23 protein-coding genes are annotated in these 25,143 nt (G+C 49.9%); 15 read left to right on the top strand and 8 right to left on the bottom strand.

Annotation, left to right across the window (positions count from 1 at the left end; all coding sequences use genetic code 11):
* Positions 1-129: 129 nt before the first annotated feature.
* Positions 130-609: a bacterioferritin gene (locus tag SH451x_RS17960; protein ID WP_479358385.1), complete on the bottom strand. Its 480-nt coding sequence runs from the start codon at positions 607-609 to the stop codon at positions 130-132.
* 386 nt (positions 610-995) lie between these two features.
* Between SH451x_RS17960 and SH451x_RS17955 the strand changes: the two genes are divergently transcribed.
* On the top strand, positions 996-1,706 hold the full coding sequence (locus SH451x_RS17955) for a YdeI/OmpD-associated family protein (protein WP_479358384.1): 711 nt from the start codon (positions 996-998) through the stop codon (positions 1,704-1,706).
* A gap of 10 nt (positions 1,707-1,716) precedes the next feature.
* Here the strand turns inward: SH451x_RS17955 and SH451x_RS17950 are convergent, their stop codons facing one another.
* Both SH451x_RS17950 and SH451x_RS17945 read right to left on the bottom strand, forming a co-directional pair.
* Positions 1,717-2,163: an avidin/streptavidin family protein gene (locus tag SH451x_RS17950; protein ID WP_479358383.1), complete on the bottom strand. Its 447-nt coding sequence runs from the start codon at positions 2,161-2,163 to the stop codon at positions 1,717-1,719.
* Between the two features lie 267 nt (positions 2,164-2,430).
* Positions 2,431-2,793: a VOC family protein gene (locus tag SH451x_RS17945; protein ID WP_479358382.1), complete on the bottom strand. Its 363-nt coding sequence runs from the start codon at positions 2,791-2,793 to the stop codon at positions 2,431-2,433.
* A gap of 173 nt (positions 2,794-2,966) precedes the next feature.
* On the opposite strand from SH451x_RS17945, the gene SH451x_RS17940 reads away from it, so the two are divergent.
* From SH451x_RS17940 to SH451x_RS17920, 5 genes are all read left to right on the top strand, one after another.
* The gene (locus SH451x_RS17940; RefSeq protein WP_479358381.1) at positions 2,967-3,272 is read left to right on the top strand and encodes a hypothetical protein; all 306 of its coding nucleotides are present in this window, start codon (positions 2,967-2,969) and stop codon (positions 3,270-3,272) included.
* A gap of 135 nt (positions 3,273-3,407) precedes the next feature.
* Positions 3,408-3,629 carry a hypervirulence associated TUDOR domain-containing protein gene (locus SH451x_RS17935; protein ID WP_479358380.1) on the top strand — a complete coding sequence of 74 codons (222 nt, stop codon included), beginning with the start codon at positions 3,408-3,410 and terminating at the stop codon, positions 3,627-3,629.
* A gap of 77 nt (positions 3,630-3,706) precedes the next feature.
* Positions 3,707-4,321 (top strand): hypothetical protein, encoded by a 615-nt coding sequence (locus SH451x_RS17930; protein ID WP_479358379.1) that lies wholly within the window; start codon positions 3,707-3,709, stop codon positions 4,319-4,321.
* A 109-nt stretch (positions 4,322-4,430) separates the two neighbouring features.
* Positions 4,431-5,927 (top strand): alpha-amylase, encoded by a 1,497-nt coding sequence (locus tag SH451x_RS17925; RefSeq protein ID WP_479358377.1) that lies wholly within the window; start codon positions 4,431-4,433, stop codon positions 5,925-5,927.
* Positions 5,924-6,874: a TIGR03885 family FMN-dependent LLM class oxidoreductase gene (locus tag SH451x_RS17920; RefSeq protein ID WP_479358376.1), complete on the top strand. Its 951-nt coding sequence runs from the start codon at positions 5,924-5,926 to the stop codon at positions 6,872-6,874. Before SH451x_RS17925 ends, SH451x_RS17920 begins: the two co-directional genes overlap by 4 nt.
* Before the next feature lie 147 nt (positions 6,875-7,021).
* Here the strand turns inward: SH451x_RS17920 and SH451x_RS17915 are convergent, their stop codons facing one another.
* On the bottom strand, positions 7,022-7,987 hold the full coding sequence (locus tag SH451x_RS17915; protein ID WP_479358375.1) for a TIGR01777 family oxidoreductase: 966 nt from the start codon (positions 7,985-7,987) through the stop codon (positions 7,022-7,024).
* A gap of 711 nt (positions 7,988-8,698) precedes the next feature.
* Here SH451x_RS17915 and SH451x_RS17910 point away from each other — a divergent pair.
* Positions 8,699-9,748, top strand: coding sequence for a DNA topoisomerase IB (locus tag SH451x_RS17910; protein WP_479358374.1), 1,050 nt, complete (start codon positions 8,699-8,701; stop codon positions 9,746-9,748).
* A 666-nt stretch (positions 9,749-10,414) separates the two neighbouring features.
* On the opposite strand, the gene SH451x_RS17905 is transcribed toward SH451x_RS17910, so the two are convergent.
* Positions 10,415-11,056 (bottom strand): exopolysaccharide biosynthesis protein, encoded by a 642-nt coding sequence (locus SH451x_RS17905; protein ID WP_479358372.1) that lies wholly within the window; start codon positions 11,054-11,056, stop codon positions 10,415-10,417.
* A 45-nt stretch (positions 11,057-11,101) separates the two neighbouring features.
* Between SH451x_RS17905 and SH451x_RS17900 the strand changes: the two genes are divergently transcribed.
* Positions 11,102-11,248, top strand: coding sequence for a hypothetical protein (locus SH451x_RS17900; protein ID WP_479358371.1), 147 nt, complete (start codon positions 11,102-11,104; stop codon positions 11,246-11,248).
* A gap of 138 nt (positions 11,249-11,386) precedes the next feature.
* Positions 11,387-12,109, top strand: coding sequence for a manganese catalase family protein (locus tag SH451x_RS17895; protein WP_479358370.1), 723 nt, complete (start codon positions 11,387-11,389; stop codon positions 12,107-12,109).
* A gap of 100 nt (positions 12,110-12,209) precedes the next feature.
* Here SH451x_RS17895 and SH451x_RS17890 read toward each other — a convergent pair whose 3' ends face one another.
* The gene (locus SH451x_RS17890; RefSeq protein WP_479358369.1) at positions 12,210-13,424 is read right to left on the bottom strand and encodes a sodium-dependent bicarbonate transport family permease; all 1,215 of its coding nucleotides are present in this window, start codon (positions 13,422-13,424) and stop codon (positions 12,210-12,212) included.
* Between the two features lie 479 nt (positions 13,425-13,903).
* Between SH451x_RS17890 and SH451x_RS17885 the strand changes: the two genes are divergently transcribed.
* The 3 genes from SH451x_RS17885 (at position 13,904) to SH451x_RS17875 (ending at position 19,061) form a co-directional block, all read left to right on the top strand.
* Positions 13,904-14,365, top strand: a complete 462-nt coding sequence (locus SH451x_RS17885) for a hypothetical protein (RefSeq protein ID WP_479358368.1) — start codon at positions 13,904-13,906, stop codon at positions 14,363-14,365.
* 86 nt (positions 14,366-14,451) lie between these two features.
* Complete coding sequence (locus SH451x_RS17880; RefSeq protein ID WP_479358367.1) at positions 14,452-15,939, top strand: efflux RND transporter periplasmic adaptor subunit; 1,488 nt, start codon at positions 14,452-14,454, stop codon at positions 15,937-15,939.
* A 2-nt stretch (positions 15,940-15,941) separates the two neighbouring features.
* Entirely contained in the window at positions 15,942-19,061 is a 3,120-nt protein-coding gene (locus tag SH451x_RS17875) for an efflux RND transporter permease subunit (protein WP_479358366.1), read from the top strand.
* Positions 19,062-19,233: 172 nt separating this feature from the next.
* Here SH451x_RS17875 and SH451x_RS17870 read toward each other — a convergent pair whose 3' ends face one another.
* The gene (locus tag SH451x_RS17870; RefSeq protein WP_479358364.1) at positions 19,234-19,935 is read right to left on the bottom strand and encodes an alpha/beta fold hydrolase; all 702 of its coding nucleotides are present in this window, start codon (positions 19,933-19,935) and stop codon (positions 19,234-19,236) included.
* 304 nt (positions 19,936-20,239) lie between these two features.
* Here SH451x_RS17870 and SH451x_RS17865 point away from each other — a divergent pair, with 304 nt between their 5' ends.
* The 3 genes from SH451x_RS17865 to SH451x_RS17855 all read left to right on the top strand — a co-directional run bounded on the left by SH451x_RS17865 (position 20,240) and on the right by SH451x_RS17855 (position 24,260).
* A complete protein-coding gene (locus tag SH451x_RS17865; protein WP_479358363.1) occupies positions 20,240-22,090 on the top strand; it encodes a sodium:solute symporter family protein in 1,851 nt (616 codons plus the stop codon).
* 28 nt (positions 22,091-22,118) lie between these two features.
* Positions 22,119-23,330 carry an acyltransferase family protein gene (locus SH451x_RS17860; protein WP_479358362.1) on the top strand — a complete coding sequence of 404 codons (1,212 nt, stop codon included), beginning with the start codon at positions 22,119-22,121 and terminating at the stop codon, positions 23,328-23,330.
* A 72-nt stretch (positions 23,331-23,402) separates the two neighbouring features.
* Positions 23,403-24,260 carry a glycoside hydrolase family 16 protein gene (locus SH451x_RS17855; protein ID WP_479358361.1) on the top strand — a complete coding sequence of 286 codons (858 nt, stop codon included), beginning with the start codon at positions 23,403-23,405 and terminating at the stop codon, positions 24,258-24,260.
* Positions 24,261-24,329: 69 nt separating this feature from the next.
* On the opposite strand, the gene SH451x_RS17850 is transcribed toward SH451x_RS17855, so the two are convergent.
* Complete coding sequence (locus SH451x_RS17850) at positions 24,330-25,073, bottom strand: sulfite exporter TauE/SafE family protein (protein WP_479358359.1); 744 nt, start codon at positions 25,071-25,073, stop codon at positions 24,330-24,332.
* Positions 25,074-25,143: the final 70 nt, after the last annotated feature.

Below are 25,143 nucleotides of genomic sequence, written 5' to 3'. Positions count from 1 at the left end.
GTTAGGCTGGTTAAGACCTATTTTCGTCCTAGGCGAGCTCGGGCTGCATGCTCGATACATGGCTGCGGTTAGCGCTTCTTGGCTCTGACCGCGTTCGTTTCCCTCGCGTAGAGAACGATTAGATTGCAACTAGTTTGAAGCTGCGTTAGGCATGTGTTTAGCGATGTAGGCAGGTTCACCCATCCGAGCGAGTAGGTCAAGTTGAAGTTCGAGCCAACTCATGTGGCCTTCCTCATCCAAAGCGATCTGTTCGAAAAGCTGACGGCTGCCGATGTCCCGTTCTTCGGAGGCTTGAATAGAGGCCGCTGTGTAAAAGTCGATAGCTGCCTTCTCGTCCGCGAGATCCGTCTCAAACATCTCCTTGAGCGAATTTGCACGGTGCGGCGTTTTCTCAAGTGCAAGCTTGGGATCTCCTTTAAGGAAGAGCATGCGAACAAGAAACTGCTCGGAATGTCCGAGTTCTTCTTGCATCTCTTCACGCATCTTAGTCGCCAACAATTCCATACCCCAATCATCTAGCACGCATGCATGAAGCTGGTATTGATGCATGGCCGACAATTCCATCGAAAGTGCCGTCTGGAGATTTGCTAACGTTTTTGCTTTCGACATAACTAGCCTTTTCGTAAATTGATGTCCAATTTTCGCCTAAACTTAAAGACGAAACTCTGGACGAATTAACCACTAGTATTGTCTGACTTTGTCAAGGTGGCAAACGGGCATGAAACGTGTTTGGTAATGAAGCTGGGCTAGCAGATGACATTGCTCGTTGTACCAATCAGTCAAACCTGCAACCTTGCACATCGAAGTTTGTCGTTTTTGGCAGGATTACTTAATCTCTCGCAAATGACAGTCGACCGTCGCAATAATTTCTGTCCGTAACATTCCGCCTGTCGGCCTGTCGTTCCATTATCAGAATTGGCATCGCAATTGTCATGGAACATCTCTCGGCAGAACGGAAGATAGGTGTGTACAATGGACGACTAGGCTAACGCTTTATGTCGTTCCTAGCATATGCAACTTTGTCGCGCAACTGTTTTGTGGTCGAGTCTGAGAAGGCAGTTATGGGAAAATCGCAATCTGAAAAGTTAAATCCGAAAGTCGACTTGTTTCTGCGGGACGGCTGTGGTCGCTGCGAACTAGGGGGAACACCAGAGTGTAAGGTCAACGACTGGAAGGCAGAGTTGAAACGATTGCGTAAGCTTATGGTTTCCAGCGATTTGACAGAAGAGGTGAAGTGGGGCGTTCCCTGCTACAGCTTCAATGGCAGCAACGTCATCATTCTCGGTGTTTTGAAAGATTGTTGTACGCTCGGGTTCTTTAAAGGAGTCTTGCTAAAGGATGCAAAGCGTGTCCTAGGAAAACCAGGGGAGAATACTCACGCAGCACGCCAATTTCGGTTTACCTCAGTTGAGCAAATTGTCGAAATGGAACCGACGATCAAAGAGTACGTCGCTGAGGCAATTGAGATCGAAAAAGCTGGCTTGAAGGTAGACTTTACAGCAAGGGAAGAATTGGCGATCCCTGAGGAGCTTCAACGAAAGTTTGACCAATTGCCAGCACTGAAGAAAGCTTTCGAATCATTGACGCCTGGAAGGCAGCGAGGTTACCTGATCTATTTTTCTGCAGCGAAACAATCAAAAACACGAGAGTCAAGGATCGAGAAATGTACGCCAGATATTCTGGAAGGCCGAGGATTTCACGACTGACCATCCAGCGTTACGGCTGCTCGAGCGATTGAGAAGGAACCTGCTTCTGCCGTTTTTTTCTCACGGTCCTAAACAAGTTGGTACCCGTGAGTATTGAAGGCCAGGTTCGATCAATTTCAAACTCGTCCGCGATGTTCTTGGTCAAAAGCCAGTTTGTACGGAGTACTTCTCTATCGTTCTCTTTGGTTAGATGCCCCGCCCAGGTTAACAGGGATCCATATTTGCCAAAGTTTGCTACAAACGAAATATGGTCGCCCGAGGCAAAGCCGCAAACGTCAAACTTTTCGTCTGAAATCATAGAGCTTTGCGGGGTCGCATACGTTCCTTGTACATTTCCGTCAATGTTTACACTGATGGACAGCAAGCAGCCATGTTCGCTTAACCATTCGCCGCTGAAATCGACTTCGGAGGCTGCGTCTGGGTCAAGTGCCCTGGCGCTTGCGACTGCAATTTGCATAAAATTTCCTGGGAAGAGTATCGAAGATTAGCATTTACAAACATGCGATTTCTAATGCAAAACCCCAATCCGGGCCAGACGATTAATAGCGTGCACATGACAATCCGATACATTCCGAGCAAAATTGCGGTAACCTGCAAGCCAGAACAGCTAAAGAACCGCTTACTGTATCGAAGCGAAGCTAGGACCGCTGACGATTGTGAACACAACTGACAAGCATTTTTCGAATGGCAACAATGGCTCTTGAGTCAGGCTTTACTGTGAAGTTCAGCTAGACCAGACGGCAAGTTCATTACCACTTGGATCGCAGAACTGGAACCGACGCCCGCCGGGAAACGAAAATATTTCCTTTGTGATTTTGCCGCCAGCTGACTTCACGGATGCCAATGAGTCTTCCAGGTTGGTGGAGTACAAAACGATCAGCGGGCCGCCGTGTACAATTTGTTCTGCAACACATATTCCACCACTTTCGCCTTCACCGCCCATTTTCCGAATCCCGGCGTACTGCGGGCCATAGTCGTTGAAACTCCAGTTGAAAGCTGCGTTGTAAAAATGCTTGGCTTGCTCCAAGTCATAAGCAGAAATCTCAATGTAGTTGATTTCGTGGTGGACCGGTTGATTTGTGGACAACTGCATTTCTCCGCTGTTATTCCGCTGTTATAATGCTTGCTCCTGGATGGAGCAGGTCTACAGTCGCGTAGAACTGCTCCCGCGCAGACGTCAATCGTGCGTGGGCTAAACTGTACAATTAAAAGCTGACATGGTGAATACGAACTATTGCCGGAGTGGAATACGAATTGAATATGCTGCGTTTTGATCGAGCCGAAGTGAGAGAGTTGAAGCGACTTGCGGTCTCTGCTTTGTTGACCCCGTTTTTCAGCTTGCTTGTAATAGTGCCGATTTCCTTACTTGCATTCCTCATTACTTCGCCGTCTCACATAGCAGATTGCGAGATTGGTTCGCTTTGGGCTCTGGAACAAGAAAAGACTGAGTGGACCGTTGTTCTGGCTGTCACTTTTGCGATCTCGGGCCTTCTGTCGTATTGGTCCGTTGGCGTGCTCGGGCGCATTTTTTCGCAGCCCCAGCCCGGAGCGAACAAGGTCTCGTAACAGTTTGGATACATGGCTTTCGCTGCGAATTCAGTCGATCGGTTCGTTCTTTGCAGTTGCCGGAAAAGTGGCGCGGCGACATTAGCAGAAGTCGCACGCCTTTTCTTCTCGCGCTGATGAATCAAGGAGATGGCGATGGCTCACAAGTTTCGAAAGAACGAGACGGTCGAATGGAAATGGGGCAAAGGGACGGCCACGGGGAAGGTAAAGGAATCGTATGACGAAAAAGTCACCAAGACAATTGGCGGCAAGGAAATAACCCGAAACGCAACTGACGAGGAACCTGCTTATTTGATAGAACAAGAGGATGGTTCGCAGGTTCTCAAGAGCGAATCGGAACTTTCGAAAACAGATTAATCGTCACTGGTAATAAATCGCGAAGTCTCCATCATGACTTCGAAGCGGTGTATCGGAAAGCTCAAGGAAACAGCGCTGTGTTAAGCCGAACTAAAACCTATCCCCGTGTTACGAATATTGCTATGGGCTTGTTAAGCCTTGTAGCACTTGCAAGCGACTGTGGCGCTGAGCAGTTTGTGTTGTTCGATACAACATTTAGTTATACCGCTGCGGATGCGCAGACTTCAAAGCCAAGTAAGTCGCACTACTATGTCAAAGGCAAAATGTTGAACGAAGAACGACCGGCGAACTGGCTCTCACCGGTCGATTATCGCAATGGAACAGTCCATGTACGTCTGGAAGCGATCGAAATGCCCCCCGATAGTGAGCCGACGACATGGAGCATTTGTTATATTCCGAACAAAGGCCAAAAGAATGGGTATGGTTGCCTCGGAATCAAAGCTTACAGCAAACCAGGAGTGTATGAGCAAGACATTCCTATGACTTCGTTTTGGGAAAACGATTCAATCGTGTGGACCGAAGGTATTAAACAGATGGACCTTGTGATCAAAGACAAAAATGGCAAGAAGATACATGAAAGGGCAGATGCCAAGAAATTTTTACCGACCAAGGTTCGAGTGACTTTGATTCAAGTTTCGGTTGGGGAAGAATACGATCCTACCAAGTACGAGGAGTTATTCAAATCGCGGTAGTCGACATCTGCTCGTCGTTGCTCCAGGGCAAAAGTTTTGGCATTGCGATTGCTAGTCGAGTTGTTCGTGCAAAACGACCCGCCTCGCCTTAACTGTTGATCGGTTGGATATGGAAGCAGAAACTAATGGTGTCATCCTTCAGTTCTTCCATAGCTATATTGCTCCTGACGGATCATTGTGGAATGGCCTTAACGAGCGTGCGCAGGAGTTAGCCAACGCGGGTTTTACCGCTATCTGGCTTCCACCGGCATATAAGGCGGCCGATGGGCCAGTCGATCTCGGATATGCCGTGTACGACATGTATGATCTCGGGGAATTTGATCAGCGTGGCAGCGTACGCACAAAGTACGGGACGAAGGACCAATTGCTAGAAGCCGTAGCCAGTGTTCGCAGCAAGGGGCTGCACGTCTACTGGGATGTCGTGTTCAATCATCGCATGGGAAGCGACCACGCAGAGGAGGTTCTAGCGACTCCGTTCAGCGAAAGTGACCGTCGCGCACAAATCGGTGAGCCTCGGAAAATTAAGGCCCATACGCATTTTACCTTCCCTGGCCGCAAGCAAAAATATTCTGCTATGGAATGGCATTGGTGGCATTTCACTGCCGCCGACGTAGACATTAACGACCCAGAGTTCGACGGTGTTTTTCTGTTCGAGGGTAAAGAATTCGACGTTAACGTCGACCAAGAAAAAGGAAGTTTTGACTATTTGATGGGATGCGATGTCGATGTAAAGCATCCCGAAGTTCAAGAAGAAATAAAGCGTTGGGGCGATTGGTTCAACGAGACGGTGAGCATGGATGGTGTCCGTTTTGACGCTGTAAAGCATGTCGAAGCTGGGTTCTTTGCGGAATGGCTCCAACATGTAAGAACGCATGCGCAGAAATCGATCTTTGCGGTCGGCGAGTATTGGTCATTTGACGTTGAAGCACTTCATGCATTTATTTCCGCGACAGGCGGCGACGTTGCGTTGTTCGATGCACCGCTGCAACGCAATTTTTCGGATGCGAGTAAAGCCGGGGCGGCGTTCGATATGAGAAAGATCTTCGATCACAGCCTGGTCAAAAATGAGCCAACTCTCGCTGTCACCATTGTCGGCAATCATGACACTCAACCGTTGCAGTCCCTAGAGTCAGTGGTCGAAGAATGGTTCAAGCCGCTGGCGTATGCGTTAATCTTGCTACGAAAGGATGGCTATCCTTGCGTATTCTATGCTGACTACTACGGTGCTCAGTACAAGGACGAAGGAGACGACGGTATGGAGCACGCGATTGAAATGGTAAGTCACCGTGAGCAGATCGACAAATTTCTCGCGGTACGAAGAAGATATGCATTCGGTGACCAACATGACTACTTTGACCATGAACGCTGCATTGGCTGGTCGCGTGTTGGCGACGACGAGCATCCCGGCGGCATCGCAGTCTTGATGAGCAATGGGGAAGATGGTCTGAAGGCGATGCAAACTTCCGTTGGTAACCAAATCTATCATGACATAACGGGTGCCGTTCATGAGACCGTTCAAACAAATGAAGAAGGTTGGGGGGATTTTCGATGTAAGGGCAGCAGCGTCTCGGTGTGGGTGACTGTTACACCGGAGGAAGAGAAATGATCGGGTTTCATTGCTCGCACGAGCTTTATACTCCGCGAGAATTGCTAGGCTACTGTCGCGATGCGCATCAAGCTGGCTTTACAGCAATAAGCTGCTCAGATCATATTTCGCCATGGTCGGCTGGAGGTCAAAGCGGTTATGCGTGGGCATGGTTAGGCGCGGCTATGCAACAGACGCCGCTCACATTCGGTACGGTCTGCGCCCCGGGGCAGCGGTATCACCCGGTTATTGTAGCTCAGAAAGCTGCCACGCTAGCTCAAATGTTTCCATCTCGGTTCTGGGTCGCGCTGGGCACTGGTCAAAATCTTAACGAACATATCACCGGAGATAAATGGTTGCCCAAGGCCGAGCGGCAAGAACGCCTTGTTCAGTCGGTCGATCTCATGCGGCGATTGTGGCGAGGAGAAGAGGTATCGGCTGAAGGGTACGTGCAAGCATCTCAAGCGAAGCTCTATACGCTGCCTGAGACTGCGCCTCTGATCTTTGGCGCTGCGATCACTGCCGAGACGGCGGAATGGGTCGGGTCGTGGGCTGACGGACTGCTAACAGTTGCCAAGCCATCGGTGGAACTTGCAAAGACCGTCGCGGCGTTTCGACGTGGGGGTGGTGAAGGAAAGCCGATGCGACTCCAAAGCGCCGTGTCATATGCGAAGACGCAAGCGGTTGCAAAAGAGGCAGCCTTCCGCAACTGGGGCAACGCCTGCTTGGATGTTGGTGAGCTACAAGATATTGCGATGCCGGAGGAAATCGACCGTCGCGTTGCGGATAAAGGAGCGTCTAAGATCGACGAAGTCTTGCGCGTGTCTAGCGAGCTAGCTCAACATATCGAGTGGATTCGACAAGACCTGGAGCTAGGTTTCGAAGCGGTCTATTTGCACTATGTCGGGGACGATATCGGTCAGTTCATCCAGTTGTTTGGTAAAGAAGTCCTACCGCATTTCGCGTAACGTATGGCGACTCTAAAGTGCATCTGGTTTTCTGCTGGTTGTGATCCCATTTCGACCAAGGCAAGCTCGGTCGGGATCCGCGTTGCATACTCCACCGCGAAAATTGCGAATATAATCGAAAACGCATTCAAATAATTCTCCTGCGTATTAATCGCAATGTTTTGCGTACAGCTCACTCAATGCCGAATCAAGTGTTGGGTATTGGAATTCAAATCCTTCTTGCGCGAGCCGCTTCGATACTACATAGCGGCCGTACAATGCGAGTTCCGGATCGGTTTTCAGGAAGAGTGGCGCTCCAATGCGAACCATCCATTCGAAGGCTGGAAGACCGATCGGAATGCAAAATCGGTTGGCTTTAATTGCATTTCTCAGAGTCCGCATAAATTCTATTTGAGACACAGGATTTGGAGCCGAGGCAATGTAAACGCCCGACATCTGTTCGTCAGCGATTGCACGCGCAAAGAGATGGTTTAAGTCCGCTTCATGAATCCACGACATCCCTTGCATGCCGCTTCCGACACGACCGCCGAAACCCAATCTTGCAATCAATCCCAGCGTTTCCACCGCTCCTCCCCCTGCCCCACGATTGCGACCAACAACAAAACTTGTTCGGAGAATGACACCACGCTGATTGTTCAGCTTACTATCGGCGAAAACTGCCTCCCAAGCCCTGCCAATGGTCGGGGCAAAACCAATTCCTTCAACCGAGTCTTCGGTGCATACTGTAGTGGGCGGGTCACCATAAATATGAGCTGTGCTCATTTGTACCCAAACGGGCGGTGGCAAATCAATTAATCGCATCGCTTCCCCTAACACGCGTGTCGACTCAACTCGCGATCGCAAGATTTCGTCTTGGTGATCAGGTGTTTTGATGCAATTGACTGTTCGGCCTGCTAGGTTTACGACAGCATCAGCGCCCTCGAGCGACTGGATCCAGCTACCAATCGTCCGGCCGTCCCATTTTTCAAACGCCCATTCACGGTCCAACTTCGGAATCGAACGCGTCAGCACCGTGACCTTCGCCCCAGCCGCAACGAACTGTGTTGCCATCGAAGTGCCAAGAAATCCACTGCCGCCAGCGATTACGATTCTACTACCGGATAAAAAGTTCATGTTCCACAGGTTCATCGAAGCCAAAGCAGCATAGGTTACAAAGGAAGTTGGGTTCCAACCGCAAATTGTGCAAGCAATTCATCGCAAAAGCATACGAGACTGCGAAATTACATGAAATAGTGCAACCGATAACGTTTGTTGCGACTCGATCAGATCTTCAGTAACGCTAGTGCTGCGTCAAAGCTTAAACTTAGGGTCGGTGTCCGCGATCGTCTCGCTTACAAAGCTCCGAAACTACGGGCGGGGCACATTTTTTTAACCCCTCAAGTCATCAAGTATTGCTCCCCTGCCAGCTCGACTGGCAGGATGCCGAGTTTGGCAAGCTAGATGCAATTGCGCAACCTTCCGAGTTTAACTTGTGCTTGCCGCCCGATGCGGCGAGCACAAGTTAAACTCGCTGGATTGGGAGAGCTTCGGTGTCTAGCTTGCCAAACTTATTCACCCACGAAACAAGTTCGTGGGGGTCAGAAAAGATGTGGGGTTGCAAAAAGCGATACGCCCGCGCAACAAAACTAATAACCCTAACCTATAAAGTTGACGCACCGCTTGTCGCAGCACGCACTGAGCCAAAAGTTCGAATCCTGGCGATAACCCGTAAGTTGAAATTTATTTCGTCGGCTCGGGGTTTGCGATGATCGTTCGTTGAACGAATTATTTTGAATGTTAAACGTAAGAGTGCTTTGTAGCGTTTTGGCTGGGCAAGTCAGATTAATGAGCAAGTCGAACCAGGAACAGGTCATTAGGCGGGCGGCTAAAGCTGGTCTCGTCTATGTCAACTCTATCGAAGAAGGCATAACTCGGCATCGCCAGGGAAAAGGGTTTGCTTACAAGACACGTTCAAAGAAGTCCGTTACCAGCGAGCGAGTGCGACAACGTATTGAATCTCTTGTAATTCCACCTGCATGGCGAGACGTTATCATCTGTCCAAAGTCGAATGGTCATATTCAAGCGGTTGGGACTGACGATGCGGGACGAAAGCAGTACATCTACCACGAGCGTTGGGAAGCGATCAGCAATGCGTCCAAATTTGATCGTTTGCATCTCTTCGGGAAGCTACTGCCGAAAGTTCGACGTCGTGTTAGAAACGATCTTAACCAGAAAGTACTATCGTCCGCTCGTGTGCTGGCGGCAGTCATTCGCTTGATGGACAAAGCCCATACGCGAGATGGCAACCGAGAGTACGCTGAATCGAACGGTTCGCATGGGGCAACCACGTTATTGGCTGACCACGTCCAAGTGCAAAAGACTCGCGTGATGCTCGACTTCCCAGGCAAGAGTGGACAGCAACACGAAGTTGAGTTCGTTGACGAAAAAGTTGCCAAAGTCATCCGCCAGTGCGAAGAGATTGAAGGGCAATATCTGTTCAGCTATTTAGATGAAGATAACGAGCCACGTCCAATCACTTCGACCGAAGTGAATCATGCCTTACAGGAGCTGAGCAACGAGGCGATAACGGCGAAAGATTTTCGCACATGGTGGGGAAGCGTGATTGCATTTTGTGAGCTAGAAAGCGTTGCCGAAGATGATTCGAAAACGGAACGCAAACGCAAAATGTCAGCGGCCATTACAGTGACTTCGGAGGAGCTTGGCAACACCAAAGCCGTTTGTCGATCCAGCTACATTCATCCTGGATTATTGAGTGCTGCTGAGTCGGGCGATTTAATAAGACTGGTTCGAGGTTTACCCACGAAAGCCAAGCCTGAGATGACGATTGGCGAGACACGCTTCTTGACGCTTCTTCCGAAACTCGACTTCACGTAAAATGCGACTCGCAATCTACCGGCAAAGTAATCACTGCACTGTCCGAGTCCGATAAGGCTCTTCTTGATTATTACTTTCCCGGAGAACAAGACTCGCTTTGTGCAGCGGTGTGTTCTGAATAGGTATTTCGATGAGCCAAAACTGACCTATACTGTGACAGCTCGATTTCTGCGTATTGGATAGGAGCATTTGGGCTCGAAAAGCCAAAGCAACAAATCTCGCATCGACTTGCGCGGAATGTGACCCGACCGAGCTCGCCTCGGTCGAAACGGGATCATAACCCGCCTAACGCATCACTGCGCTTGATGCATTAAACGGTCCCCCTTTACGTGAAGCGATCGTCTCGTGTGGCGATAGAGGCCCAAATCAAATAACTCAAAACGATCCTGTCGCAGTTTATTAAGTAAAGATACCATGGCACTTGAAACCCTCCAGCGAGTCGGGTGCTGGGATTTGAAGCCAGTCTGTAACAATTGCAGAATAGAGGTCTCTAAAATCGACCGAATGTTTTAAGTCGTCGTTTTCAAGCTCCAGTAGTGGCGGCAATTTACCGTAGCTTCGTGAAGCTAACTTGTTACCACACAGAATAACTTGGCCCGCCGTTCCATTGCTCTCAGTTTGTTGCTTAAACCTGCTGGAACTATTTGTCGTGGCCTACGATGCCCTTTAAAGAAACTGGTAGCCGATAATCGCGATGCAACTGAGCGAAAGTAGGATCGCAAGTGCTGCGAGCAATCCGTCACGCGCCATCAACGCTAATCCGAAAGCAGTGATCGCAATCCCTGCAACGTTGGCGCTGAATGGGACAAACTCAAGGAGCGGCGTCGAGGCAGCAATGATGATGCATGCTACGGCTATCGCAGGGTAACCACCATGATCAACAAGCCCTGAGAGACGCTGTTTGGTTACGCCGTCAAGCCATCGAGCGGGTGTTCGCATCCAACGCACCATTTTCATGATCGTTTGACCTTCAACTTGACGCTTTTCCATCCAATGTGGAATCCAAAGATGATCACGTCGCAAGATCATTTGCACCGCAATAATGATTACCAAAAATCCTAGGACAATCGGTACTCCAGGTATATCTGCTGGACCAGGGACCGCCATGATCAGGCCCGGAAGTAGAAGTAGCGGGGCGAAAGAACGCCGATTAATTGCGTCCAATGCGTTACCCAGAGAAAGCTTGCCACGACTCCTTGCTGCTTGCTCCAGCGCATCGAGTAACTCGTTGAGCGAATGTAGTTCGCGCTCTTCCAGGCGATCGTCGTCACGATCTACCAGCGAAGGACTGGAGTATTGCACGGCCATAGCTGTTAAAAAGCGATTGATAATAGGCTTAGGTTTTAAAACGCGATGACCCGCATGTTCTGCGCCGCTTTGAAGGAGCTGGAAGTCTATTCAGCGATAAATGAAGAAATGATGCCACAGGTAGTAACCAGTTCACGTGGCCAATGTCTGGTAATGCGGATGGCCGTCGACGGTTTTGCATTCTTATACTGACTCATCCAGATCATGGAAATCTAACTCTTAAGTACGTTACTGACGGCATCCAATTTGCGAGCCGACTTCGATACCGAATGTCGGATTTCATATCACGAACCTATTTAGTAATTGGAAACCTAGAAGAGGAGTATGTAAATGTACCACCACGTAAAGAAGCTGATGTACACAGTCAGTGTAGGCGAACCCAACGTAAAATTCGGCAGAATGCTGCTCGAACAGTTCGGGGGAGCCAATGGGGAACTGGCGGCAGCGTTGCAGTACTCCATTCAAGGTTTGAACTGCGACGATCCGAAACGCAAAGACATGCTGATGGACATTGGTACCGAAGAGCTTAGCCATTTAGAAGTCATTGGAAGTCTTGCGCGAATGCATTTGAAGCCGCTGAAGGGAGACGGGAAGTCGGCAGCCGAGGCCGACCCTTTGATTGCTGTCGTCGGCGGCGGAGGCGTTAGCCTTAACAACTCTCAGGGCAACCCGTGGACAGCAGACTATCTGAAAATAAGCGGGCAGTTGGAAGTCGACTTGCGAAACAATATTGCCGCTGAGGCAAGGGCCAAGATTACTTATGAAAGGCTAATCGATTTCACAGATGATCCAGGAACGATTGACACGTTAAAGTTTTTAATGACCCGCGAAATCACTCATATGAAAGCTTTTGCTGCAGCTTTGGAAAGCATGGGTAAGGGCCCATTCGAGATTGGAAGGCTGCCAGTTGACGATGCTTGGGTCAACAAATATTTCAACGACTCTACCGGTAGTGGCGAACTCGGTGAGGATTCAACGGGACCGTGGAACACTGGGGGCGATTGGGAGGTGACGGAGAGTCCTGCGTTCAAAGAGCTTCAAGCCCGCAAATAGGACCAGCGAAACCTCGACGCAACGCATCGCGCGCCTTACATTAAACAAACAGTACACGAACAAAGGTACTTAACGCAGAGGTGCGCCTAACGGATGGATGCTAAGGAATGTTGAGAGATTCGAGTACGAGCTTGTAAATTGGTATGCCGAGTGTAACGTTGTACGAAAAAGTTACGCCTAGCGAAGCAGCGAGTGGCAACGTAGGGCTTGCCTCGGGAATTGCGAGCCGCTGGACTGCTGGCATCGCAATGTAGGAAGCCGACCCACACAGAACCGCAAACAGGATGTACGTCCCCTGTTCGAGAGGAACGCCGACGGCCCGGCTGTAAAAAGATGCCAGGAGCATACCGCTGATAGCGAAAATATTGGGCGCAATAAGAGCAAACAATACAAGCTGCCATCCTCCGGCGCGAAGATCACGAAGCTTCCGTGACGCGGTAATCCCCATCTCTAGAAGAAACAGGCACAGCATCCCCTGGAATAGATCAACGAACACTCGGTCGTTTGCACTGATAACTTTCTCGCCCTGTAAACGGCTTACGAATCCGGTCATGATGCCGGCGAACAATAAAAAAATTCCAGGATTAAGAAAGACTTCATGCAGTAATTTGGGATTGAGTATGCTTATCTGCTTATGAGCATCGTGGGAATTGAACTGTTCAACCGTTTGCAAGGCAAGCTGATCGTCGTCGCTCAAGCTCTTGCGCATCTTATTGGCCTGTAACTCCTGGGCTTCACTTGTGGTAGCGATGTCGAGAGCCTGGACGCGCAGGGTACTCAGTTCTTTATGATCTTGTTCGTCACGCATATTCCCTTCGCTGTCCATGCCTTGTCGCCGAAATCGTGCAACCAGGATAAGGGCTACCAAGCAACCAGGAATCTCCATGACGGCAAGCATCACGGGCATGTAAGAATCGTAGGCGATGTTCGCGGCAGTAAGGAACCCGAGGCACGTGACAAAAGTACCTGCAGAATCGGAACCGTAATAGCCGGCTATGGTGGCTGCATCAATTCGACGAATTCTGGTCGTCCAACGAAGCATTCCGTACGCCGCAAAACCAATTGCGCAGTTGGTGCAGAAGCCAAGCAACATGAACCCAATTGCTTGAGCGTATTCATCGCGTGGCAAGCTCGCCAGCTCTTCACCGCCATGCCAACCAATTGCAAGGAGAAGGTAGAGCGTCAGGGATTGGTAAAGTGCCTTGGGAAATTCAAAATTTACTTTCAGTAGCGGTATAGCAAAACCAGCATAAAAGAATAGCAGCAGTGGCTTGAACAAGTTTGTCGCGAAATTGTGGAAGAGTTCTTGAATCATCTTGACCTCAGTGGTTTTTACTCACACTTGACTTGTTGGTCTCTCGGGCAGTTTCGCTTTGGCGTATGCGAGTGTTAGGTCATTAAGACGCAAGCGCACGGATTGACGACAAAAAAGGAACGAGTTCACGTTAGGGTGTACTAGCGGGCTGGCTGCTCCTGGCTGTGTTCATGTCGTTGGCTCAAGAAAGCTGAGACGCATGGGACTCTTAATGCGTCGCGTGATGCGTGAAAAATAATACGCGACACGGAAGTCGTCAATGGCGTTTCGTGGAAATCCGCATGGGGAACTGGAGGTGTGCGGAACTGGAGCGACGTCGGCAGAGCCACCAGAAGTGGGATCACTCAACTTACTAAAGAGGCTGCAGCGCCGAAGACCGTGCGCGCCTATCCAGTCTAGAGGATTGACCCACCACTGCATTGCTATTAGACTCGATGAGGTTTTCACCTGGGAAAACGGTCTAAACTTCACTGCCATCCATGTTTAGAAATTTAGTTCCGCCTTCGATTCAACTGTTAACCGAGATCATCATTCTCGCGTTAATGCTGTGCCATGCGCCGATTCCGGTGGGGCATCGGCACGGCGATAGCGAGTTGCGTGGGTCCGTTCAGGAGATGGAGCTGCATTTGCAGAAACATCATGGTGGAATTGCAAATGCGGAGAACTGGCCTGATGATTGGCACTGGCACTGGGTGTTTCCGGGCGAAAGCTGCGTCGATTTGGGCTGCGAGTCGACAATCGCTTCCAACACGTATCTTACACCGAGCCAACAGATAGTTGCATGCGAGGCGGGCTGCTTGAGCATATGCCTGTATTTTATATCGGATCACATGAATTCCCTAGCCAGGATTCCTGAGCGATGTAGATATTCTTTTCAATATATTGCGCTGTTACATAGCAGCCAGTCTTTGCCCGAACTCTTGGGCATCATGCGTTTATAGATAGCTGACTGTGTCTTGTTGCCTCGAAAGTTCGTACTTTCGAGTCGGTCTCGAATTTACAGCTGGCATTCTGAAGATGAACACGTATGAACCAATTGAAATCGCCTGTATTTGTGCGCGCAGTTCGATCCGCAAAACTAAGCATTCTCGCTGCGATAACGCTTCTTTTGCTTAACAGTCCAGGTCTTTCGCAGCAAGAGGCGAAACAGTCCGGCTTAGATTCTAGCGACAGCGGTAGTAACACGGAGCGGCCTACTGTCGTTACGTTACCAAAGCAAAACTGGAAGTCATCTGGGATTCAAATCCAACGAGTAGCGAGCAAAGAGTTTTCAAGAGTTCTGCGGCTCACTGGCAAAGTATCGCTCAATCAAGATCGAGTTGCTCATGTCTATTCAATGGTTGAAGGAACAGTTGACAGTGTGTCTGTAAGCCTTGGACAAACGGTAAAGGAGAACGATCTTTTGGCCGTCATCCACAGCCGCGAAGTTGGCGGTGCCAAGCTAGAACTGTATCAAGCACGACTTCAACTTGAACTACGAAAAACTCAGAACGAGTTGCAGCAGAAGATTGCGTCCAATGCCAGTGAATTGTTGATGGCCTTACGGCAAGGCATGGGGATTGGCGAAATTGAGCAAAGGTTTCGAGACCGTCCGATGGGTGATTTTCGAGAAAGAGCTCTCGCTTCCTATGCCGCGTACTTAAAATCGGAAGCGGACGTGCAGCGTTTGCAAGACGTTACGCAAAAAGGTGCGGTCTCAGGCAATCAGCTCCTGGCTGCGATATCAAGTCGCAATGCAGATCAAGCCACGTTTCAATCTCGCATTGAACATATCCAATACGAGCTGCAAACATCAACGTTAATGTCTTCTCAGGCCGTGAAGGAAGCTGAAGCGAAGGTATTGGTGGCTGCCACAGGATTGAAGATATTAAACGTTGACGAAAAGGAAATAGATGAGATCAATCCGGCTGAGCAGGGGGAAAGGCTATCCCATTATCCGCTCCGAGCTCCGTTTGATGGTACCGTGCTTACTAAAGATGTTGTGTTGCGAGAACAAGTGCGGCCTGATGTTATGCTGCTCAGCATTGCTGACTTATCGACGGTTTGGATTACGGCGAATGTGTATGAGGAGCATCTGCCGCTGCTCAATTCCTTTCGCGATCAGACTATCACGCTTCGTAACGACGCGCTGCCAGATCAGGTCTTCACGGCGAAAGTATTCTACACGGGTGAGATTATGGATGAGGCCACACGTACCATATCACTGCAAGCAATTGCAGACAATTCTGGTCGCTATTTGAAGCCTGGAATGTTCGTCACGATCGAACTTCCCATAACACAGGATTCTCATTCAATCTTGATACCAACTTCGGCCGTTCAAGACCATGAAGGCAAGACTTTTGTATTTGTCTTAACAGGCGAAGAAGAATTTCAACGCCGTGATCTCCTGCTTGGGGAGAACGATGGTCAGTCTGTGGTTGTGAAAAAAGGTTTACGCGAAGGAGAGAACATTGTTTCTGTTGGAGGATTTATCCTAAAATCGCAGCTGCTAGCTGATTTGTTGGGAGATGAATAAGCATGATCAATAAAATCATCGACTTTTCATTAGACAATCGTTTTATCGTCATGCTGCTCTCGTTGGCAATCCTTTGTCTAGGATTCTACGCAGCATCAACTATTCCGCTGGATGCGGTGCCCGACCTGACAAATGTTCAGGTTCAAGTTCTGACCAATTCGCCTGCGCTCGGACCAGTTGAAGTGGAGCAGTTTATCACGTTTCCAGTAGAGAACGCGATGAGTGGTATCCCCAATGTCGATGAAATCCGCTCGATTAGTCGCTTCGGACTATCCGCAGTAACTGTCGCATTTAAGGAAGGAACTGATATCTATTGGGCACGCAACCTGATCAATGAACGACTGTTAAAAGCGCGTGAGAGCATTCCGGCGGGAATGGGGACACCGGAGCTTGGACCTATCGCGACGGGCATGAGTGAAATTTATCAGTTTGAAGTGCGTGCCGAAGACGACGCGAACTATTCGTTGACGGATCTGCGCACGATCCTCGACTGGCAAATCGCGTTTCAACTGCGCAGTGTTCCAGGTGTGATTGAAGTCAATACCTTCGGTGGGGCATTGAAAACATATGAAGTCCAGCTGGATCCCCATAAGATGCAGAACTACGACATATCGTTGACGCAAATCATAACTGCGCTGGAGCAGAACAACGGCAACGCCGGCGGTGGCTATATTGCCCATAACGCTGAACAACGCCTCATTCGTGGTGAAGGACTCGTTCGATCGCTTGATGATATTCGGACAATTGTGCTCGAAAGCCGCAAGGGCACTCCGATTCGAATTGCCGACGTTGCTAGAGTCGAGTTCGCGCCAATGTTGCGTCAGGGTGCGGTTACTCGAGACGGCAATCGAGAGGCGGTTGTTGGAATGGTTATGATGCTGATGGGAGAAAATTCGCGGCAAGTTGTGGCCGATGTAAAGGCCAAGATTGCCGAGATTCAGAAATCGCTACCCAAAGGTGTTGCGATAGATACGTTCTATGATCGCACGGAACTCGTTTCAAAGACCATTCATACCGTAGGAGAAAACATCGGCTTGGGAGTGCTGCTTGTTATTATCACGCTGTTTGTTTTGCTTGGCGATGTTCGCGCTGGCCTGATCGTCGCTGCAGCGATACCTCTATCGGCGATGAGTGCACTTATCGCAATGCGATACGCCGGAGTGTCGGCAAATCTGATGAGCTTAGGTGCGGTGGACTTTGGCGTAATTGTCGATGGTGCGGTTGTTATGGTGGAAAACTGTGTACGCCGTTCGATGCAATATCAAAAAAAGCATAATGTCGATCATGTACCTGAAGGGGTGTTTCGCGAATCGGCAAAAGAAGTGGGCAAGCCTATCTTGTTTGCTGGTCTGATTGTTATCATCGTTTTCATTCCGATTTTAAGTCTGCAGGGGATGGAAGGAAAAATGTTTCGGCCCATGGCATTTACCTTCATGACGGCTCTATCGTCGGCACTAATCTTGTCTGTAACCGTGATGCCTGTGCTAGCTTCTCTTTTTCTTGCTCGACGTGTAAAACAACATGAAACGTTCGTTGTTCGAAAGCTTAAACAAACGTATCAACCGATGCTGACTTTTGCGATGAAACGTCCCTCTTGGATGTTCATCGGTTCGGTGATCTTGTTCGCCGGAAGTGTGCTTCTGGCAACAACGTTTGGCGTCGAATTCGTGCCAAAACTAGACGAGGGAGACATCGCTATTCAGGCGACGCGATTGCCAAGTGTATCGCTTGAGACCTCAATCGACATGACTAAGGCGATGGAACGGACTCTGCTCAAATTCCCGCAGGTTGAGACAGTAGTATCCAAAACAGGGAGGCCAGAAATTGCGAATGATCCGATGGGAGTCTACCAGACCGACATTTTCGTTCGCATCGACCCGAACGCACAGTACGCAGATGGAGAATCAAAAGCAAACTTGATTGACGATATGCAGGAAGCTCTGAGCAACGAAGTGCCGGGCAATACGTACAGTTTTACTCAACCGATCGAACTGCGAGTACAGGAGTTGGTGGCAGGAGTACGAAGCGATATAGGTTTAAGTCTCTATGGGGATGATCTTGATGTATTGAAGTCGAAAGGAGATGAGATCGTTCGCGCATTGAATCAGGTTCCCGGTGTTGCCGATGCGGCCGCGCAGCAAATCGCCGGGCTTTCTTACATGCGCGTGATTGTTCGCCGCAACGCTCTCGCCCGATACGGGATCAACGCGCGCGACGTATTGGATGCAGTTAGTATCGTTGGTGGCATGCCGGTCGGGCAAGTGTTTGAGGGGCAACGGCGTTTTCCATTGCAGGTACGCTTGCGACCGGAAAGTCGTGAGAGCACCGAGCAACTGTTGAATCTAAAGATTAATGATTCACAAGGCCGACCAATACCGATTTCGCAAGTAGCCGATATCGTGACCGAAGATGGCCCCGTCGAGATAAGTCGCGATGCTGTTCGCCGTAGAATACTTGTTCAGTGCAACGTGCGGGGGCGTGATCTGGCCGGCTTTGTTGCAGAAGCGCAAGCTGTGGTTGAACGTGACGTAGAACTGCCGGCAGGCTACACATTGCGCTGGGGCGGTCAATTTGAAAACCTGCAGCAAGCGACGAAGCGGTTGGCCATTGCCGTGCCTGTAGCGCTGCTCCTTATTTTCGCACTGCTATATATGACGTTTAATTCGGCAAAGCTGGCGATGTTGATCTACCTAAATGTTCCCATTGCGGCAACTGGCGGAGTTTTGGCGCTATGGTTACGCGACTTGCCATTTTCGATATCTGCAGGTGTTGGGTTCATTGCTTTGTTTGGTATCGCGGTTATGAACGGCGTTGTATTGATCGAGCATGTTCGTCACCTGCGACAGGGCGGCGATTCTCAACACGATGCTGTTGTCAATGGAGCAATGGATCGTTTGCGGCCAGTACTGATGACAGCCCTTTGTGGCGCACTTGGTTTCATTCCAATGGCGTTATCGGCCAGCTCTGGTGCGGAGGTTCAAAGACCGTTAGCGACCGTTGTCATTGGCGGGCTGCTCACGTCCACGGCGTTGACATTGCTCGTTCTGCCAACGATTTATCGCTGGTTCGAGCCCAAGCAAAATTCCGTAGAAGTCTACGACAAATCACAGTTTGTACATTGAATTAGTTGACCATAGAAGTGAGCATGGGACAGAGTTCTTGTCTTCACTGGATGGGCTTCGGTCGGCATAAATCTGCGGGACAGAGGGCTTGATCGCAGAGCGGCGAAAATCGACCAGCCTCATCTGCTGGTAGAGTCTGCTTGGGGCATTGTGGTTTTGGGACAGACTAAGCTTAAGGTTGAATTACTCCACTGTCTGGGATCGATCTTGGCTGTTCCAAAATAGACGTTATAAACTGATTGACTGCCTCTGGATGCGTAAGAGAGATTAAGTGTCCGCCACCGACGATGAGTTTATCTGCACTCGTGAACCGTGCCGGAAGAATTATGTCTTTTGCTCCATGGATGTGATAAATTTTTGACGGAACTTCGGGCGCTTGCGACCAATCCAAAATCCTCTCTAGCGACCATTTGATAATCGTAGGATGGGAATTGGAGAACTGTTTCGCGAGGCCACTAATTGTCGGGAGGATGCCTCGCATAACTTTCGACGTCAACGGCACACATAACAACTGAAGTAAACGCAGCGGCAGGAATTGGACTAATGGCTTCATTGGGCGAAGCAGTTTTATCCAACGTGGCAGTTCGTGCGGAGATTTTACGCTGCCGATAAGTAGGACTGCGGATGCTGGGATCCGCTGTGCGATGTGGAGCGCGATGATGCCGCCAAAGGATGCACCGCCGATGACAGTGTCGCTATCCGTCTGCAGCATGCTCGAAAGACGTTCACAATACGAGTTCAAACTTTCGTTATGTTGCGGTGTTAGCCAAGCCGGGACATGCAGTTGCGGGAATGCAATCTTCTGCGGAACGAAGACATTGGCGTCTGCCCCGAGCCCTGAGAAGAGAATCAATCGTTTGGAAGCAGAGATCATTTCGGAAAACAGACTGATAATGATAAGCTCGGAAGTGCCATTGATGATCAGATCAAAAAATCATGGTGATTGAACCGCGATACTACGAATTGTAAAAGGCAGGCATATGATGCACTTTGCAACACCTTTTTTTCGATCAACAGTAAGGCTAGTTCTAGTATGGCTGGTTTTCGCGGATATGGACGCGTGGTAGATTCAAAATTTGCGATTTTCATGATGCTTTGAGCTTCAACATGATTGTCGGGGAAGTCGCGTGCGATGTTCGAAATTGCAGCTGGCCGAAAGTTCAAGGTTATGTGAGTTTATGATTTTAACTTGGATCGATTACGTCATCATCGTTACGTACTTTGCGATCACTGTTGGGATAGGTGTTTGGTTCAAGGGTCGCGCTAGCAAGAACATCGCTGAGTTTTTTGTGTCTGGACGTTCGATGCCTTGGTGGATCGCTGGGACGTCGATGGTGGCGACGACGTTCGCCGCCGATACACCGCTCGCCGTCACGGGGTTGACCATTCAGTACGGTCTAGGTGGGAACTGGGTCTGGTGGTCCTTTGCCCTTGGCGGAATGATTACGGTATTCGTGTACGCACGGCTATGGCGACGAGCTGGTGTAATGACCGATGTGGAATTGGTCGAGCTACGATACTCTGGTAAGCCTGCTGCAATACTACGTGGCTCTCGCGCAATCTATATCGCATTGATTGTCAATCCGATCATCGTCGGCTGGGTTACGTCGGCGATGTTCACGGTGATGAACGAAACGATTCTTTATAACGTGGCCGCTACGCGAGTCGAACAAGCGATATTCGGCGACGGTGCACTGGACGCTCGGCCCTGGGTTTTAATTTTTGGTGTCCTGGCAATGGTCGGCGTTTATACGACCATCTCGGGAATGTGGGGAGTTGCAGTAGCCGATGCGTTTCAGTTTTGCATGGCGATGTTCGGTTGCATCGCTTTGGCATGGGTGGCGCTTCAACATGTAGGAGGCGCAGCGCAGTTGGAAGCTCGAGTTATCGAGAGTTACAGCGCGCAAGGGCAAGCCGCGCTCCGATTTCTGCCTGAGTTTAGCGCAGATAATGCGTGGCTGCCAGTACACGTGTTCTTGCTTTTGTTATTGGTGCAATGGTGGGCTACTTGGTATCCAGGCGCAGAACCTGGAGGCGGTGGTTATATTGTGCAACGCATGGCCGCATGCAAGGACGAACGGCATTCGTTGCTCGCTACCTTGTGGTTTCAAGTCGCCCACTACTGCTTGCGTCCGTGGCCATGGCTCGTTGTAGCTCTCGTCGCCTTGGTAATGTATCCCGAGCTTCGTCAAAATGAACTTGCAGATCCTGCCTTTGATTCGGGAGTTGGATTCCCTCGCGTGATCCGCGATCTTAGCCCGCCTGGACTTCGAGGTTTACTTACCGTAACTTTCTTTGCAGCTTTCATGTCGACGCTCAGCACACAAATAAACTGGGGGGCATCATATTTGGTTCGTGATGTGTATCAGCGCTTCATATTCCCGGAGGCGAATGACCGGCAGTTAAATCGAGCTTCACGATGGGCTTCGCTAATCGTATTGATTGCCGGAGCGATCGCTGCCGTGCTGATGTTTGGGACTTCGGTCGATGCTGCTTGGCAATTGCTGTTGGCCTTGGGCGCCGGGACCGGTGCGGTGTTTATGTTGCGCTGGTTTTGGTGGCGTATTAATGCATGGAGCGAGATTTCTTCGATGTTTGGATCGCTTTTCTTCTTCATCGTGATCGACGACGTTGTTGGAAAAACGGGTATCGAGCCATTGAGGGCAGAAGAGAAGATGTTCGTAGTAGCAATTCTCACGATCGCACTGTGGCTTGTCGTTACCTTTCTAACACGCGGTGATGCGCCGGAGCACCTGGACAAGTTCTACAGACTGGTTCGGCCAGGAGGTTATGGTTGGAAACCGATTGCTTCGCGAAATCCAGATGTTATTGTGGACCGCGATCTGGGCATATCGGTTATCGCTGCTCTGTGTGCTGCGACAATGGTGTATTCGGTTCTCCCACTAGTTGGGAATCTCATTTTCGGCCATTATTTACAAGCCACATGGATCGGAATTATTGCTTTGGCGTCTGCCGTCGCTACAGCAGCATTGGTCAATAAGCTCACAAGGCAAGTGCATAACAAATAGTTGCGAATAAATAGCGAAAGTAGTGCCGATGGAAAAAAACGAGCAGCTTGGTCCGAATTCGAAGACAGACCGAGTTTTGGCGTTGGATGTTTTTCGTGGACTCACGATTGCCGGGATGATCGTTGTCAACGATCCTGGCTCGTGGGACTATGTGTACGCGCCGCTACGTCATGCAGTTTGGAATGGACTCACGCCGACCGATCTCGTGTTTCCCTTCTTCTTGTTTATCGTTGGCGTTACCACTGTTTGGTCGCTCTCCAGGCGGAAGCAAGCTGGCAGCGAATTCTCGCAGCTTGCGGCAAAGATTTCTTGGCGTGTCGCTTTTGTTTTTAGTTTAGGACTAATCCTGTGGTTGTTTCCATACTTTCAGTTTCAGGAACTTCGATGGCCGGGAGTCTTGCAACGAATTGCAGTGGTCTATGGCATCTGTGCGGCAATCTATCTTTGCACGAATTGGCGAACACAGCTCGGTATCTGTATCGTGTCGCTCTTAGGTTATTGCGTCATCATGCAGCTAGTTCCAGTGCCGATCGATGACACGATCAAGACTGCTTTGGAAACGGGTGAAGTGCAGGCATCGAGTTCGATGGTGGCAGTTGAAGGACTGACCGTTCATGACAATGGAACGATTGCAGCGAACCTGCAGCCTGGCACGAATCTCGCTGCGTGGGCCGATCGCGGGTGGATTCCTGGCCGTTTGTGGGAAAGGACGTGGGATCCGGAAGGCCTGCTGAGTACCCTGCCCGCCATAGCTAGTGGATTGATCGGAGTGTTGTTGGCTCAACTGTTCAAGTCGACTCAGTCTGAAGATCGTCGCGCGCTACTGCTCATGGTCGCTGGCTTTGCGATGTTCGTTGGAGGTTATGTTTGGGACTGGTTTTTTCCGGCGAACAAGAATCTCTGGTCCAGCTCTTTTGTTCTGCTGACATCAGGTCTAGCTGCTTTGATTTTTGGGCTGCTGTATTGGCTGGTTGATATCCAGCGATTTCAGAAATGGTCTGTGCCATTTCAGGTCTTCGGAACGAACGCGATCCTCGCCTATGCTTTGCACGGAATCGTGTCGAAGTTATTGCACATGCCTATCGGCGGATGGACGTTCCCACCAGCCTTCATGCACTTGCTGACTTCCATTGGGTTTTCCAACGAAGCAGCATCGCTTGGTTATGCGCTCGCATTCACTGCTTTGATTTGGCTGTTGGTTTGGCCGCTTTACCGGCGTAAAATATTCTTAAGAGTCTAGCACCAGTAATCGTGGATTGTGCAATCGATTCCGTCACATAACTCAAGTGGGGCACCAAAAGTGAAAACTCGCATGCTGAATCAACGTCGTTCTGTTCGTCAAATGTTCCGCGCAGTAGCGACCGCTCTCGCCATCGTCGTGTGTCTTGATTCGACCGCAATATCGGAAGCAATCGATTGGTCGGGTTACCAATGGAGAGTTCGAACTTCGAATGGAGCCGAGCAAGGGCCTGGGCCCAATATCTTTGCTGATGGCAAAGACAACGTTTTCGTCGATGAAGCCGGCAATTTGCATTTGCGAATTGTCAAAGATAATAAGGGACGATGGACATGTGCTGAAGTTTCAACGATTACTTCGCTCGGCTACGGTACCTATGAGTGGGAGGTGGCTTCGCGTTACGATAACTTGGCAAAGAACGTGGTCGGTGGATTGTTTACTTACAACAGTCCCGAAAATGTCGCGCGGCAAATTGGTAAAAAGGTTGGTGACGCGATTCCTGACACACCCCACGAGATCGATATCGAATTCACAGGTTGCTGGGGTGATGCAAATCTATTCTATACAACGCATGATCCCGATATTAAGTCGCCAGGAGTACAGTTTCACCAAACGCTACAGGGTGACTTTACAACGCATCGATTTACTTGGTCTCCCGATCGGATTGAGTGGGAAAGCTACAATGGACATGTTGCTGGCCAAAGTGCACCCGAGAACCCGATCACCGAAGATCGAGGTATTGCGGAAAGGGGCAAAGAGGCAAAGTACACTTACACAGGGCCGGTTGTTCCACAAGATTTAGACGAGAAAGTTCATCTGAACCTGTGGATCTTTGACGAGAGCGACAAGCCGAAAGCACCCAGCGATAATCAACCGCAAGAGCTGATCTTGCGCAGCTTTCGATTCACGCCATTAAAGGTCGACGACCGCTGAACGTCGTTGTGTTAGCCGGGGAGCGGCAACGCCTAGATTCAATTACTTGCAAACAGAATTGCTCGATTATTAAACGGCCGCCGTCATCAACAGTTTTGTTCCGGCAATCAATAAAACTATTGCGAGCATGCGTTTGATCGTTGTATGCGGGAATCTGTGGCTTCCGAAGTAGGAACCAGTAGATCCTGCACACACGGCAACAATCGCTAGCGGAATCGCAAACGCAGGAAAGTGCTTTGTACTACTGAAGTTTCCCAAGAGTCCCGCGCTCGAGTTGGCAAGAATGAAAAGGGCGGAGACTCCGGCAGCCTGCTTGATCGTGGCCCAACGCATGAGCAGCAGTAACGGTGTCAAAAAAATTCCACCACCAGTTCCTGTCAATCCGGATAGCAAACCCAAGCCTGCCCCGGTCGGGATAGACACATATAGTTTTGGAAGACCTGCCGCCGCATCGTCGCTCGGGCGCATCAGAAAGCGAACGGCTGACATCAAGAGCACAATTCCAATAACGACTTTGAATACGGGGGTTGGTAGGTTAAGGTAACCACCGATAAAAGCCATTGGGACAGCCAGCAACGCAAATGGCCAAAAGAGTCGCCAAGTGAAATGGCCCTTGCGAGCGAACTGCCACGTTGCAATGGTTGCGACGAGGATATTGAGCATTAACGCAGTCGGTTTAATGACTTGCGGTTCGAAATCTGCCAGCGTCATGACTGCGATGTACCCGGAGGCACCGGCGTGGCCAACCGAAGAGTACAAGAACGCGACCACACCAATCGCAAGGCACATCAATATAAGAGCATTTGGCGTCATGCGGAAGTTGTAGCTCCTAGTGGCAACACATCAATTACAAATATGCGGACCCGAGTGAAATGGACGGCCA

The organism is Njordella aestuarii (assembly GCF_056494165.1).
The sequence above is the reverse complement of the archived record's forward strand: the minus strand, read 5'-3'. Positions and strand labels throughout refer to the sequence as shown.